The sequence below is a fragment of the Kitasatospora setae KM-6054 genome (assembly GCF_000269985.1).
GTDB lineage: Bacteria > Actinomycetota > Actinomycetes > Streptomycetales > Streptomycetaceae > Kitasatospora > Kitasatospora setae.
On sequence record NC_016109.1, the window covers coordinates 5,937,142 to 5,951,185 of the forward strand.

Below are 14,044 nucleotides of genomic sequence, written 5' to 3' on the forward strand. Positions count from 1 at the left end.
ACGGTTTCATAGTGTTTCGGTGGTCATAGCGTGAGGGAAACGCCCGGTTACATTCCGAACCCGGAAGCTAAGCCTCACAGCGCCGATGGTACTGCAGGGGGGACCCTGTGGGAGAGTAGGACGCCGCCGAACAATTCTTCTGAGAAAGCCCCCCGACGGGATGTCGGGGGGCTTTCTCGCGTTTCCGGGACATGCCGGGTAGCCTGCGCCAATGCAGAACCTGACGTTGACGTGGCAAACCTCGGCCGGTGCCTCCGCGGCGCTGTACGCTGCGGCGTTCGCGGTCAGGAGGGGGGCGGCCCGGCCGGCCGGGGAGGGGGTGCGGCGGCGTCGGGCGGGGGTGGCTGCGGATGTGCTGCGGGAGGCGGGGACGCTGTTGGCGTTGTTCGCGCTGTGGCAGGTGGTGGGGCACCTGTCGTTGCTGGGGACGGATCACGCGTTGCAGCGGGCGGAGTGGATCCACCGGACGGAGGGGGAGTTCGGGCTGCCGGACGAGGCGTCCTGGCAGCGGGCGGTGGTGGGGCATCCGTGGCTGGTGCAGGCGGCGAACTACTACTACGCGACGATGCACTTCGGTGTGATGCTGCTGGTGCTGCTCTGGCTGTTCCTGCGGCACCGGGCGCGGTACGCGTGGGTGCGGACGACGGTGGTGGCGACGACGGCGGTGTGCCTGCTGATCCAGTTCATCCCGGTGGCGCCGCCGCGGATGCTGCCGGGGAACGGGTTCGTCGACCTGGCGGAGCAGTACGGGCAGTCGGTGTACGGCGGCGCGGTCGCGGGGGTGGTGGCGGACCAGTTGTCGGCGATGCCCTCGGTGCACGTCGCGTGGTGCGTGATCGCGGCGGTGGCGGTGGTCTCGGTGGCGCGCGGGCCGTGGCGGTGGCTGGTGGTGCTGCATCCGCTGGTGACGGTGTGGGTGGTGGTGGTGACGGCGAACCACTTCTGGGCGGACGGCCTGGTGGCGGTGGTGATCCTGCTGACCGTGTACCTGGTGCAGGCGGCGGTCAAGGGCTGGCGGCAGGAGAAGGAGCCGGCCGCGGAGGCTGCGCCGGGGGTGGGGGAGCCGGAGCGCACCGGGGTGCGGTAGCGGTGGAGGGGACGAGGGCGGCCTGCGGGCCGCCCTCGGTGTTTCCGGGGGCCGGGGCGGGTCAGCGGGGTTGGGCGGAGAGCAGGGCCTCGGCGAGGGCGGTGCGGTAGTAGCGGCCGGGGGTGGTGGTGCCGGCGACCAGGCGGGCGTCGAGCAGGACGGTGAGGTGGTCGTCGACGGCGGCCGGGCTGAGGCCGGTGAGGCCGGCCAGCTGGCGGGTGTCGCGCGGGCGGTCCAGGCCGGTCAGCAGGGCGGCGCGGGCGCCGCCGAGCAGGCGGCCCAGGCTGTCGGGGGCGGCCTGCGGGGCGGGGACGGGGGCGGCGGAGACGGGGTAGACGACGGCCAGCCGGGTGTGCGACTCGTCCGGGAGGAGCCAGCCGTGGCGGGCGCTGGTGGGGACGAGCAGCAGGGCGGGGGAGGTGCCGGGGCGGGGGGTGGTTCCGTCGGGGGCGGTGAGGCGGAGGCGGCCGTCGGGGAGCCAGCGGTGCCGGGGGCCCGGTTGGGGCAGGGCGGCGGGCCAGCCGTGGCGTTCGGCGCGGGCCCGGCGGGCGGTGAGGTCGGCGCGCAGGGCGCGCAGCCGGGCGGGCCACTCGGGGCGGACGACGTGCTGCCACGTCCAGTCGAGCAGGGTGGCGGCCTCGGGCGGCAGGCCGGTGGCGGTGGGGAGGTCGGGCAGCCGGGGGTCGGCGTCCGGGTCCGGGACGGGCAGGCGCAGTTCGGCGGGCCAGTCGGCCGGGCGGCGGGCGGCGAGCCAGGCGGCGGGCCCGGGAGCGGTCGCGAGGTGGGCCCGGAAGGCGGGCTGGTGGGCGGCGAGCCAGTCGCGGCGCCACGGCTCGGGGCGGATCTCGGCGAGGACGCCGAGCGCGGCGACCGTCTCGACCAGCGGCGAGAACGCGAAACGGCATGCGGCGAGGGACTCCGCGCCCACCAGCCAGTGACCCATGCGTCCCCCTCCGCAGGCAGACAGTAGCAACCGGTGGCCGGTGGAGGGGGTGAATGCGCGATCACCGTGGGGCGGACGGGGCGAGGCGGAGGGGGCGGGGCGAGCAGCGCTCACCCCGGGCGGCCGGTCAGCCGAGGCGGCGGCGCAGGCCCAGGGCGGTGAGGGCGGCGAGGGTGCCGGCGGCGGCGAGGTAGAGGCCGGTCTCGGCGAGTTGGAAGGTCCAGTAGCGGTCGGCCGGCTGGTAGTCGGCGGCGACGTACAGTGCGGTCCGGTCCAGGCAGGCGCCGTCCGGCGGGAGGCCGGCGGCGGCCGGGCAGGGCTGGGTGCCGAGGGTGAGGGGGCGGCCGGTGGCGTCCCGGACGGGCAGCGGGGCGCCGCCGGACAGCACCCAGGCGTCGGGGAGTTCGACGTGGGCGACCATCACGGCGTCCGGGCCGAGGTGGTCGCCCGCGGACTGGAAGCCGGCCACCGAAGAGCGGTTGCCCGGGCCCCGGTCGGAGCCGAGCGCGGTCAGCGCGTGCACCGGCTCCCGCAGGTGCGGGCGGACGGCCAGCGGCACCAGGACCTGGACGGTGGCGAAGACGGCCAGCGTGACGGCCATCGCGGCGACCGTGCGGCGCAGCAGCAGGCCCGCGCAGGCGCCGAGCGCGACCGCGAACGCGGCGTAGCCGAGCGGGACGGTGCCGCGGACGTCGAACAGCAGCGGCTGGAAGCGGTCGCGGTCGAAGCGGTCGAACGGGGCGGCGTACCAGCCCACCAGCAGGCTGAGCAGTCCGGTGACCAGCACCGCGGCCGCGACGGTGAGCAGCAGCCGGACGGCCAGCCAGCGGCCGCGGCCGACGCTCTGGCTCCAGACCAGCCGGTGGGTGCCGGCCTCCAGCTCGCGGGCGATCATCGGTGCGCCCCAGAACGCGCCGATCAGCGCGGGGGCGAGCAGCACCAGGGCGCCGGCCGCGAGGTAGCCGTTGCGCTTGGCGCCGAGCAGCCGCTCCAGGCCGGGGCACGCGTCGGCCCCGCAGTCGGCGGGCAGTCCGTGCAGCCCGGCGCGCAGCCGGAGTCCGTCCACCAGCAGGTAGGCGGCGGCGAGCGCGAGCAGGGCGGCGGCGGCCAGGAACGGGGTGCGGTACTGGCGCCAGGTCAGCCAGGTCATCGTTGCGGCTCCGGGACGGGACGGGGGTCGGCGGTGGGGGCGGCGGCAGCGTCCGCGGAAGCGGACAGGTGGTGCAGGACCAGGTCCTCCAGGCCGAGCGGTTCCATCACCCAGGACGGGTCGTCGACGGGAGCGTCGGCCCGGACGGTGAAGGTGCTCTGCCGCGCGGTGTGCTCGGCGGCCAGCACCCGCAGCCCGGCGGGCAGGGTGTCGGCGGCCCGGCGGGCGGTGGTGAGCCGGAAGTGCGTGGCGAGCAGGTCGTCGACGCCGCCCTCGGCGCGGACCCGGCCGCCGGCCAGCACCACCAGGTGGTCGCAGACCCGCTCCAGGTCGGAGAGCAGGTGCGAGGAGAGCACCACGGTGGTCTCCGGCCCGCCGTCGGCGGCGAACTCCATCAGGCCCTGCAGGAAGGCGCGCCGGGCCAGCGGGTCGAGGGCGGCCACCGGCTCGTCCAGCAGCAGGAGTTCGGGCCGTTTGGCGACGGCCAGCGCGAGTGCCAGCTGGGCGCGCTGGCCGCCGGAGAGCCGGCCGGCCTTCTGGGCCGGGTCGAGTCCGGCCTGCCGGATCCGGTGGTCGGCGAGGGCGGCGTCCCAGCGCGGGTTGAGCCGGGCGCCCATCCGCAGGTGGTCGGCGACCGAGAGGGCCGCGTACACCGGGGTGTCCTGGGCGACGAAGCCGATCCGGGCGCGCGATCCGGGCCGGTCGGGCGGGGCGCCGAACACCTCGATGCCGCCGCTGGTCGGGGTGAGCAGGCCGCAGGCGAGCTGCAGCAGGGTGGACTTGCCGGCGCCGTTCGGGCCGACCAGGCCGACGATCCGGCCGGCCGGGACGCTCAGCGTGCAGTCGGTGAGCGCCTGGCGGCGGCCGTAGCGCTTGCCCAGCGCCCGGGCCTCGACGATCGCGGTCATCACTCCTCCTCGGGGGGACTCTCGGGGGGACTTCGGACGGTCTGGCGGAACAGCGCCTCGATCGACTCCTCGTCCAGCCCGGCGGCCCGGGCGGCGTCCAGCCAGCGGCGCAACTCCCTTCGCAGCGGCTCCTGTTCGGAGGGCGCGGGGGAGCCGAGGGTGCCGCTGACGAAGGTGCCGACGCCGGGCCGGGGGGAGACGAGCCCCTCGTTCTCCAGCTGGCGGTACGCCTTGAGCACGGTGTTCGGGTTGATCGCGACCTTCGCCGCGACCTCCTTCACCTTGGGCAGCCGGTCCCCTTCGGAGAGCAGGCCCAGCCGCAGGGCCTGCCGCACCTGGTGGACCAGTTGCAGGTAGGGGGCGACGCCGGACCGGGGCTCGATGTGGAACTCGATCACCGCAACCTCATTTATCTAGGTTCCTAGCACTATGGAACTGGAGGGCTGACTGCTTGTCAATCAGATGATCTCAAGCGGCAGTTGACCTGCGGACAGGCCGGAGCCCGGGCGCCGTGGGGGTGGCGTCCGGGCTCCGGGTGGTGCGGTCGAGCAGGTGGTGCGGTCGAGCGGGCAGTGCGGTGGCGCGGTTACCTGGTCGGCAGGGCGAGCTTGCCCCAGCGGCCGCCGGCCAGCTCGGAGGTGGCCGAGTACCAGGCGGCCAGGCCGGCCGCGGCGGCGACCCAGCCGCCGACCTTGCCCCAGCCGCTCGCCTCGCCGAGGACCCCGACGGCGCTGAGCACCAGCGAGAGCGTCAGCAGGCCGTAGACGGCGCGGGTGAGCAGGCCGGCGCCCCAGGAGGCGGCGGTCAGGGTGAGCGCCAGCAGCGCCCACAGCAGCAGGAACAGGCCCGCGGTGTTCTTGCCGGCGGCGCCGCCGGCGGCCCAGGTCGCCCAGAAGGCGCCGAGGGCGGTGAACGCGGTGCCGCTGAAGCGGTCGCCGCCGCGGAACTGCCAGAGGCCGGCGACGAACAGCGTCACACCGCCGACCAGGTGCGCCAGCGAGGCCGCGCCGCCGACCGAGGTGCCACTGAGGACACCGGTGCCGAGCAGGCCGTACGCCAGCAGAGTCAGACCGAGGGCCAGGTAACCGAGCGGACCCGCGTCAGCGGATCGGGCGTTCGCCCCGGAGGCTTCGTTGCTCACCGGAGGCTCCTTTCACTCTGCGCCAGGGCATGGCGAGATCACGGTGAAAAGTGGGTGTGCGAAGAGGTGGTGCCAGGTGCCGGGTCGTGGGCGCACCGAAGGTGGGTGCGGCGGCTGCGGCGAGTGAGAGAACCGGCGGCCCAGCCGCTGGTCATGCCCTCCGGGGTGGAAGCCCCCGGTGCTTACGGTGTACCCGGCGTCCCGGACTTGTACCCTTGTGAATCACGCAGAATGAGCAAGTGTGAGCAAACCGTGACCAGTTCGGGTCGCCGGTCCGGTCGGTTCAGGTGCCGGAACCGACTCCGGACCGGTCAGTTCCCGCGCTGGGTCGGGATGCGCAGCGTCAGGATCGCCATGTCGTCGGACGGCGGCTCGGGCGCGAAGCGCTCCACCGCCCGGTGCACCCGGGCCGCGACCGCACCCGCGGTCAGGCCCGCGCAGCCGGTCAGCACCTCGGCCAGGCCGTCGTCGCCGAGCATCCGGCGGCCCTCCCGGCGCTCGGTCACGCCGTCCGTCACGCACAGCAGCACCTCGCCCGGGGCGAGTACCAACTCCTCGGCGGTCAGGTCGAGTTCGTCCATCACGCCGAGCAGCGGCTGCGGCGAGGCGGCCTGGTCGACCTGCCCGTCGACGCGCAGCCGCAGCGGCAGCGGGTGGCCGGCGCAGACCAGCGAGAGCGCGGTCGAGCCGTCCTCGCGCGGGGTCAGCTCGCCGTACAGCAGGGTCAGGAAGCGGGCCCGGCTGCCCTCGTCGAGGATCGCCGCGTTCAGCCGGGTGAGGACCTGCGGGGCGTCCAGGCCCTCGCGGGCCAGCAGGCGCAGCGAGTGGCGGGCCAGGCCGGTGACCGAGGCGGCCTCCGGGCCGGTGCCGCAGACGTCGCCGATCGCGAAGCCGTAGGTGCCCTCGCGGATCGGGAACAGGTCGTAGAAGTCGCCGCCGACCTCGTTGCCCTCGCCCGCCGCCTGGTAGAAGACCTCGACCTCGACGCCGGGGATCTTCGGCAGTTCGGGCGGCAGCAGGGCGCGCTGGAACGCCTGGCTGGTGGCGGTCCGCTCGGAGTACAGCCGGGAGTTGTCCAGCGCCAGGGCGGCCCGGCGGGAGAGGTCCTCGCCGAGCTCCAGGATCTCCTGGCGGAACCGGAGGCCGCGCCGGGTGCCGAGCACCAGCAGGCCGATCACCCGGTTGCGGGCGGACAGCGGCAGCACCACCGTCTCGCCGAGCTCCGGGCCGACCGGGTGGCCGAGCGCCCGGGCGGTCTCGGCCGGGGCCGTCCACGGGCGGGCGCCCGGGCTGGGCACCGCCTCCGGGGCGGGCGACTTGTCGAGCAGGGCGCGCAGCGCGTCGATCCGGTCCTCGTCCTCGTGCAGCACGAAGGCGAGTTCGGCGCCCGCCGCGGTGTCCGCCGTGGTGTAGACGGCGCACCAGGAGGAGAGGGTGGGGACGGCCATCTGCGCCATCAGGGCGAGCGTCTGCTCGTGCTCCAGGGTGCCCGCGAGCAGGTCGGACGCCTCCACCAGGAAGGACAGCGAGCCGCGCCGCAGCCGCTCCAGCTCGCCGAGGCGGGCGCTCTCCAGGGCCAGCGCGATCCGGTCGGCGGCGAACTGCAGGCGCAGCGCGTCCTCGTTGTCGTAGCGGCCGGGGGCGGCCGCGGCCACCCCGAGCGAACCGGTCAGCCGGCCCTCGACCTTGAGCGGGACGGTGATCAGCGACCGCAGCTCGGTGCCGTCCAGCAGCGGCGCGGCGCCGGCCGGGCGGACCGCCAGGTCCTCGTGCACGGCGGGCAGCCGGGCCGAGTCGAAGCGGCCCGCGCCGGCGTCGACCGGCAGCCGGGCGAACCGCCGGGACGGGCCGGCCAGGCCGGTGGCGGCGCGCAGCTCGAACTCGGTCTCGTCCTCGCTGGTGAGCAGCAGGTAGGAGGCGTCGGCGTCGAGCAGGTCGCGGGCCCGCTCGACGATCCGCTGCAGCAGGCTGGGCAGGTCGTCGGGGGAGACCGGGCCGACCAGCAGGTCCAGCGGCTCGACCGCGGTGGCGGTGGTCTCGGCGGACGTCCCGGGGGTGCGCAGCACCGCGCGGTCGGCCTCCCGGACCAGCACGCACAGCACCGTCGGGGTGCCCTGGCTGTCGCGCAGCCGCACGTGGGTGCCGTACACCTCGCGCTCCGCGCCGTCGCCGCCGCGCACCGCGTACGAGCCCTCCCAGCGGGCCAGGCGCAGGGTGTCGCCGAGGCCGAGGCCGGGGGTCTGCGGCCAGCGGGCCAGCTCGGCCCAGGGGCGGCCGAAGACGGCGTCCGCGGGCCGGTGGAAGAGCGACTCGGCGTCGGCGTTCCAGTGCCGGACCCGGCCGTGGTCGTCGAGCTGGACGACGGCCACCCGCACCGGCCCGTCCGCGGCCGGGAGCTCGCCGCCGGGCAGGCTGGGCAGCGCGTACCGGGTGCCGGGGCGCTGGTCGGGCAGGTCGAGGCGGAACCAGACGGTCTTGCGGCCGGCCGCGTACTCGACGCCCCAGCTGCTGGACAGCGCCGAGCACATCAGCAGGCCGCGGCCGCCCTCGCCGTCCGGGTCGGCGTACCGGTCGGAGTTCAGCGTCACGTTGGCGAAGGACGGCAGGCCGCGCTCCGGGTGCCGGTCGCTGACCTCGATCCGGACGGTCTCCTGCTCGCGCAGGCAGGCCACCTCGGCGGCCGTCCCGGCGTGCACCACGGCGTTCGTGACCAGCTCGCTGACCAGCACCACGGCGTCGTCCACCACTTCGGGCACGCCCCAGCCGAGCAGGGCGTCCCGGACGAAGCCGCGGGCCGCGGCGGCCGACCGGTCGACCGGTTCGAAGGTGGCGGCTGCGCGCGCGGTGACCACGTCCACGTCTCCTCTGCTGCTGGTCCGGCGGACGGCTTCGGGCGGTGCTCCGGGCGGTGCGGGAGGCGCCGGAACGCGTCGCCCGGGCCCGGTGCGGCCCTCCACCCTACTTTCCGGTTGGTACCCCATGGGGCCGGGGAGCCGAAACAGGCCCCTGCGAGTGATTTCGTTCACCACTTTCCCTGGTCGCCGGGAAAACCCTCCGCAACCGGTCCGACACCGGGGGCCGGTGCTGCCACACTGGGGGGTCCGCGTGCCGTGACCGCCGCAGTACGGTCGGAGGGGCGGCGCGGGAGCGGCGGGCCGGACTCCGGCCCTCCCCCGCGGCGGTGAACCGAGTCAGGACCTGGGAGGGCCCCCGTTGAGTTCGGCGACCAAGGACGTGTCCGGTACGACCACCGCCGCGCGCGGCGCCCGCCCGGCCCCGCCCCCGCCGGCGGCCCGCCCGGGCGGGGGTGGCGGCGGCGGGCGGCGGCCCGGCCAGGGGCGCGGCGCCGAGCCCGCCGAGCTGCGCAAGCTGCTGACCGCGCTGACCGCGATGCGGGACGGCAACTTCCGCCGCCGGCTGACCTTCCCCGGCGACGGCCTGCTGGCCGAGATCGCCGCGGTGTTCAACGAGGTCGCCGAGCGCAACCAGCACCTGACCGGCGAACTGGCCCGGGTGCGGCGGGCGGTGGGCCGCGAGGGCCGGCTGTCCGAGCGCTTGGAGACCGGGGTCGGCGAGGGCGCCTGGATGGCGGCCGTCGACAACTGCAACGCGCTGATCGACGACCTGGCCCGCCCGATGGCCGAGGTCGGCCGGGTGCTGTCCTCGATCGCCGAGGGCGACCTGACCCAGACCATGGAGCTGCGCTCGCTGCACACCACCGGCGCCAGCTACCCGCTGCGCGGCGAGTTCCTGAAGGTCGGCCGGACCGTCAACGGGCTGGTCGACCAGCTCTCCGAGTTCACCGACGAGGTGACCCGGGTGGCGATCGAGGTCGGCACCGAGGGCAAGCTCGGCGGCCAGGCCCGGGTGCGCAGCGTCTCCGGCTCCTGGAAGGACCTGTCGGACTCGGTCAACACGATGGCCGGCCGGCTGACCGCGCAGGTCCGCAACATCGCCGAGGTGACCACCGCGGTGGCCCGCGGCGACCTGTCCCGCAAGGTCACCGTCGACGTCGACGGCGAGATGCTGGAGCTCAAGAACACCGTCAACACCATGGTGGACCAGCTCAACTCGTTCGCCGCGCAGGTCACCACGGTCGCCCGCGACGTGGGCACCGAGGGGCGGCTCGGCGGGCAGGCGCAGGTGTCGGGCGTGGCCGGCGTGTGGCGCGACCTGACCGACTCGGTGAACTTCATGGCGGCCAACCTGACCGCGCAGGTCCGCAACATCGCCGAGGTGACCACCGCGGTCGCCAAGGGCGACCTGTCGCGCAAGATCGAGGTCGACGCCCGGGGCGAGATCCTCGAACTGAAGAACACCATCAACACCATGGTCGACCAGCTCTCCGGCTTCGCCGAGCAGGTGACCCGGGTGGCGCGCGCGGTCGGCACCGAGGGCATCCTGGGCGGGCAGGCGCAGGTGCCGGGCGTGGCCGGCGTCTGGAAGGACCTGACCGAGAACGTCAACTCGATGGCGAACAACCTCACCTCGCAGGTCCGCGGCATCGCCCAGGTCACCACCGCGGTCGCCAAGGGCGACCTGTCGCAGAAGATCCAGGTCGACGCCCGGGGCGAGATCCTGGAGCTGAAGAACACCATCAACACCATGGTCGACCAGCTCTCGGCGTTCGCGGACGAGGTGACCCGGGTCGCCCGGGACGTCGGCACCGAGGGCATCCTCGGCGGCCAGGCCAGCGTGCCCGGGGTCTCCGGCACCTGGAAGGACCTCACCAACTCGGTCAACCTGATGGCCAACAACCTGACCAGCCAGGTGCGTTCGATCGCCGAGGTGACCACCGCGGTGGCCCGCGGCGACGTCTCCAAGAAGATCACCGTCGACGCGAAGGGCGAGATCCGCGAACTCGTCACCACCGTCAACACCATGGTCGAGCAGCTGTCCGCGTTCGCCGACGAGGTCACCCGGGTGGCCCGCGAGGTCGGCACCGACGGCATCCTGGGCGGCCAGGCCCGGGTCTCCGGCGTCTCCGGCATCTGGCGCGACCTGACCGACAACGTCAACCTGATGGCGTCCAACCTGACCAGCCAGGTCCGCAACATCGCCGAGGTGGCCTCGGCGGTGGCCCGCGGCGACCTGTCCAAGAAGATCGCCATCGACGCGGCCGGCGAGGTCGCCGCGCTCGCCGACACCCTGAACACCATGGTCGACCAGCTGTCGGCGTTCGCCGTCGAAGTCACCCGCGTCGCCCGCGAGGTGGGCACCGACGGCATCCTGGGCGGCCAGGCCAGCGTGCCCGGCGTCGCCGGGATCTGGAAGGACCTGACCGAGAACGTCAACCTGATGGCCAACAACCTCACCGGCCAGGTCCGCAACATCGCGCTCGTCATCACCGCCGTCGCCCGCGGCGACCTCTCGCAGAAGATCGACGTCGACGCGCGCGGCGAGATCCTGGAGCTCAAGACCAGCATCAACACCATGGTCGACCAGCTCTCCGCGTTCGCCGACGAGGTCACCCGGGTCGCCCGCGAGGTCGGCACCGACGGCCGGCTCGGCGGCCAGGCCCGCGTCCCCGGCGTGGCCGGCACCTGGCAGGACCTCACCGAGTCGGTGAACGAGCTGGCCAACAACCTGACCCGGCAGGTCCGCGCGATCGCCCAGGTCGCCACCGCCGTCACCCGCGGCGACCTGTCGCCGCGGATCAACGTGGACGCGTCCGGCGAGCTCGACGAGCTCAAGGACAACATCAACCAGATGATCGCCAACCTGCGCGAGACCACCCGGACCAACAAGGAGCAGGACTGGCTCAAGTCCAACCTGGCCCGGATGTCCGGCATGCTGCAGGGCCGCCGCGACCTCTCCGCCGTCGCCTCGCTGATCATGAGCGAGCTGACCCCGGTGGTCTCCGCCCAGCACGGCGCCTTCTTCCTCGCCCAGCCGGCCGGCCGCACCGCCGAACTCGTCACCGAGGACGACGACGAGAACGACATCGTGCTGCGCCTGATCGGCTCCTACGGCTACCACCGGCGCACCATGCCCACCACCTTCCGGCTCGGCGAGGGCCTGATCGGGCAGGCCGCCGTCGAGAAGCGGCCGATCGTGCTCAAGGAGACCCCGCCCGGCTACCTGAAGATCTCCTCCGGCCTCGGCGAGTCCTCCCCGGCGCACGTGGTGGTGATGCCGGTGCTGTTCGAGGGCCGGCTGCTCGGCGTGATCGAACTCGCCACCTTCTCCAGCTTCACCACCGTCGCGCTGGACTTCCTCAACCAGATCGCCGACCAGATCGGCGTCACCGTCAACACCATCTCGGTCAACACCAAGACCGAGGGCCTGCTGCTCGAATCCCAGCGGCTGACCGCCGAACTCTCCATGCGCTCCGCCGAACTGGAGGCCCGCCAGGAGGAGTTGGAGCGCACCAACGAGGAGCTCCAGGAGAAGGCCGAGCAGCTCGCCCAGCAGAACCGCGACATCGAGATCAAGAACAGCGAGATCGAGGACGCCCGGCAGATCCTGGAGGAGCGCGCCGAACAGCTCTCCCAGGCGTCCCGCTACAAGAGCGAGTTCCTCGCCAACATGTCGCACGAGCTGCGCACCCCGCTCAACTCGCTGCTGATCCTGGCCAAGCTGCTCTCCGACAACAACGAGGGCAACCTCTCCGCCAAGCAGGTCGAGTTCGCCGAGACCATCCACGGCGCGGGCAGCGACCTGCTCCAGCTGATCAACGACATCCTCGACCTGTCCAAGGTCGAGGCCGGCAAGATGGACGTCCGCCCGGCCCGGATCGCCCTCGTCCAGCTCGTCGACTACGTCGAGGCCGCGTTCCGGCCGCTGGCCGCCGACAAGAACCTGGACTTCGCGGTCCGGGTCTCCCCGGAGCTGCCGCCCACCCTGCACACCGACGAGCAGCGCCTCCAGCAGGTGCTGCGCAACCTGCTCTCCAACGCGGTGAAGTTCACCGACAACGGCGCGGTCGAGCTGATGATCCGCCCGGTGGCCGGCCCGGAGATCCCGCAGCACGTCCGCGAGCAGCTGCTGGAGTCCGGCACCATGGCCGACCCGGACGAGCCGCTGATCGCCTTCTCGGTCGCCGACACCGGCATCGGCATCCCCGGCGACAAGCTCCGCGAGATCTTCGAGGCGTTCAAGCAGGCCGACGGCGGCACCAGCCGCAAGTACGGCGGCACCGGCCTCGGGCTGTCGATCAGCCGGGAGATCGCCCGACTGCTCGGCGGCGAGATCCACGTCGAGAGCCAGATCGGCAGCGGCTCCGCCTTCACCCTCTACCTGCCGCTGCGCAGCGAGGGCCCCGAGCCGGTCGCGCTGGAGCGCGCGGGCGCCCCGCGCGCCCTCGAGGCCCCCCGCACACCCGCCGAGCAGTGGACCCAGGAGGCCCGCGGCCTGGTCGAGGAGCGCCGCCGCTCCACCGTCGAGCGCCGCCGCCCCGCCGACGCCCCCCGCGGCGCCGAGGAGGGCGTCCCGCGCCAGGGCGAGCCGTCCCGCCCCGCCGCCCCGGCCGGCCCGCCGCCGCGCTTCGACGGCGAGCGGGTGCTGATCGTCGACGACGACATCCGCAACGTGTTCGCCCTGACCAGCGTGCTGGAGCAGTACGGCCTGACCGTGCTGTACGCCGAGAACGGCCGCGAGGGCATCGAGATGCTGGAGCAGCACGAGGAGGTCGCCCTGGTGCTGATGGACATCATGATGCCCGAGCTGGACGGCTACGCGACCACCGAGCAGATCCGCCGGATGCCCCGGTTCTCCGGCCTGCCGATCATCGCGCTGACCGCCAAGGCGATGAAGGGCGACCGCGAGAAGAGCCTCCAGGCGGGCGCCACCGACCACATCACCAAGCCGGTGGAGACCGACCACCTGCTGGCGGTGATGCGCCAGCACCTGCCTGTCCGGTGACCGCCGCCCGCGGGCGCCCGCTCCGGCTGGCACCCGCGGGCGGGAACCCGGCAAGGTCACCCGTCGTTGCCAACAGTGACCGGACGGTGACGCCCGGCACCGGGCCTGTGGCGGGCAAGGGGGTACGGCTAGCATGACCGGGGCAGTGATGGGCGGCGCGAAGGCGCCCGCCCTCGGGAAACAACCGGCAGGAGGGCGGGTCCTGATGCAGAAGGCGAAGATCCTCCTGGTCGACGACCGTCCGGAGAACCTGCTCGCCCTGGAGGCGATCCTCTCCGCGCTCGACCAGACCCTGGTGCGCGCCTCCTCCGGCGAGGAGGCGCTCAAGGCACTCCTCACCGACGACTTCGCGGTGATCCTGCTCGACGTCCAGATGCCCGGCATGGACGGCTTCGAGACCGCCGCGCACATCAAGCGCCGGGAGCGGACCAGGGACATCCCGATCATCTTCCTGACCGCGATCAACCACGGCCCGCACCACACCTTCCGCGGCTACGCGGCCGGCGCGGTCGACTACATCTCCAAGCCCTTCGACCCGTGGGTGCTGCGCGCCAAGGTCTCCGTCTTCGTCGACCTCTACCAGAAGAACACCCAGCTCAAGGAGCAGGCCGCGCTGCTGCGCCTGCAACTGGAGGCGGGCGCGGAGCCGGCCATCGGCGGGGCGCTGCTGGGCGAGCTGTCGGCCCGGCTGGCCGCCGTCGAGGAGCAGGCCGAGGCGCTCACCAAGCAGCTCGACGCGGCCGCCGACGCCGGCGCCGCCGCGACCGCCGCGCACCTGGAGCGGAAGATCGCGGGCCTGCGCGGGGCGCTGGACGCGCTGCGCCCCGGCTCCGGCTGACGGACCCTCAGCCGTCGCCCGTCCGGGTGATTCCCGGGCGGCTGACGGCGCGTCGGCGACACAACCCGCCGAAGGGCGCCCGAGCGTGTCCGCCGCCCGGGGCCGCCGGTAGGC

General features: G+C 73.9%; 9 protein-coding genes and 1 rRNA gene. 4 read left to right on the forward strand and 6 right to left on the reverse strand.

Translation table 11 applies throughout. The annotated features are described in order from the left end of the window. Window positions 1–15: 15 nt before the first annotated feature. Together rrf and KSE_RS26380 are read left to right on the forward strand one after the other, a co-directional pair. Window positions 16–132 (forward strand): 5S ribosomal RNA (gene rrf, locus KSE_RS26375). A gap of 208 nt (window positions 133–340) precedes the next feature. Further along, window positions 341–1,087 (forward strand): phosphatase PAP2 family protein, encoded by a 747-nt coding sequence (locus tag KSE_RS26380; protein ID WP_269450315.1) that lies wholly within the window; start codon window positions 341–343, stop codon window positions 1,085–1,087. Between the two features lie 61 nt (window positions 1,088–1,148). On the opposite strand, the gene KSE_RS26385 is transcribed toward KSE_RS26380, so the two are convergent. The 6 genes from KSE_RS26385 to KSE_RS26410 all read right to left on the reverse strand — a co-directional run bounded on the left by KSE_RS26385 (window position 1,149) and on the right by KSE_RS26410 (window position 8,210). After that, entirely contained in the window at window positions 1,149–2,030 is an 882-nt protein-coding gene (locus tag KSE_RS26385) for an ArsR family transcriptional regulator (RefSeq protein WP_014138409.1), read from the reverse strand. Between the two features lie 127 nt (window positions 2,031–2,157). Continuing rightward, on the reverse strand, window positions 2,158–3,180 hold the full coding sequence (locus KSE_RS26390; RefSeq protein WP_014138410.1) for an ABC transporter permease: 1,023 nt from the start codon (window positions 3,178–3,180) through the stop codon (window positions 2,158–2,160). After that, window positions 3,177–4,088, reverse strand: coding sequence for an ABC transporter ATP-binding protein (locus KSE_RS26395; protein ID WP_014138411.1), 912 nt, complete (start codon window positions 4,086–4,088; stop codon window positions 3,177–3,179). Before KSE_RS26395 ends, KSE_RS26390 begins: the two co-directional genes overlap by 4 nt. Further along, a complete protein-coding gene (locus KSE_RS26400) occupies window positions 4,088–4,486 on the reverse strand; it encodes a GntR family transcriptional regulator (RefSeq protein ID WP_014138412.1) in 399 nt (132 codons plus the stop codon). The genes KSE_RS26395 and KSE_RS26400 overlap by 1 nt, the downstream gene beginning before the upstream one ends. Before the next feature lie 188 nt (window positions 4,487–4,674). After that, window positions 4,675–5,229: an acetate uptake transporter gene (locus tag KSE_RS26405; protein WP_014138413.1), complete on the reverse strand. Its 555-nt coding sequence runs from the start codon at window positions 5,227–5,229 to the stop codon at window positions 4,675–4,677. A 311-nt stretch (window positions 5,230–5,540) separates the two neighbouring features. Beyond that, window positions 5,541–8,210, reverse strand: a complete 2,670-nt coding sequence (locus KSE_RS26410) for a SpoIIE family protein phosphatase (RefSeq protein WP_014138414.1) — start codon at window positions 8,208–8,210, stop codon at window positions 5,541–5,543. A gap of 409 nt (window positions 8,211–8,619) precedes the next feature. Between KSE_RS26410 and KSE_RS26415 the strand changes: the two genes are divergently transcribed. Both KSE_RS26415 and KSE_RS26420 read left to right on the forward strand, forming a co-directional pair. Continuing rightward, complete coding sequence (locus KSE_RS26415; RefSeq protein ID WP_051055965.1) at window positions 8,620–13,092, forward strand: hybrid sensor histidine kinase/response regulator; 4,473 nt, start codon at window positions 8,620–8,622, stop codon at window positions 13,090–13,092. Window positions 13,093–13,294: 202 nt separating this feature from the next. Beyond that, window positions 13,295–13,930, forward strand: a complete 636-nt coding sequence (locus KSE_RS26420; RefSeq protein WP_033258485.1) for a response regulator — start codon at window positions 13,295–13,297, stop codon at window positions 13,928–13,930. The last annotated feature ends 114 nt before the right edge of the window (window positions 13,931–14,044 follow it).

Coding starts and splice junctions, on each gene's coding strand:
- KSE_RS26385 (WP_014138409.1), bottom strand. CDS start 2,030: ATGGGTCACTGGCTGGTGGGCGCGGAGTCCCTCGCCGCATGCCGTTTC.
- KSE_RS26390 (WP_014138410.1), bottom strand. CDS start 3,180: ATGACCTGGCTGACCTGGCGCCAGTACCGCACCCCGTTCCTGGCCGCC.
- KSE_RS26395 (WP_014138411.1), bottom strand. CDS start 4,088: ATGACCGCGATCGTCGAGGCCCGGGCGCTGGGCAAGCGCTACGGCCGC.
- KSE_RS26410 (WP_014138414.1), bottom strand. CDS start 8,210: ATGGGGTACCAACCGGAAAGTAGGGTGGAGGGCCGCACCGGGCCCGGG.
- KSE_RS26415 (WP_051055965.1), top strand. CDS start 8,620: ATGCGGGACGGCAACTTCCGCCGCCGGCTGACCTTCCCCGGCGACGGC.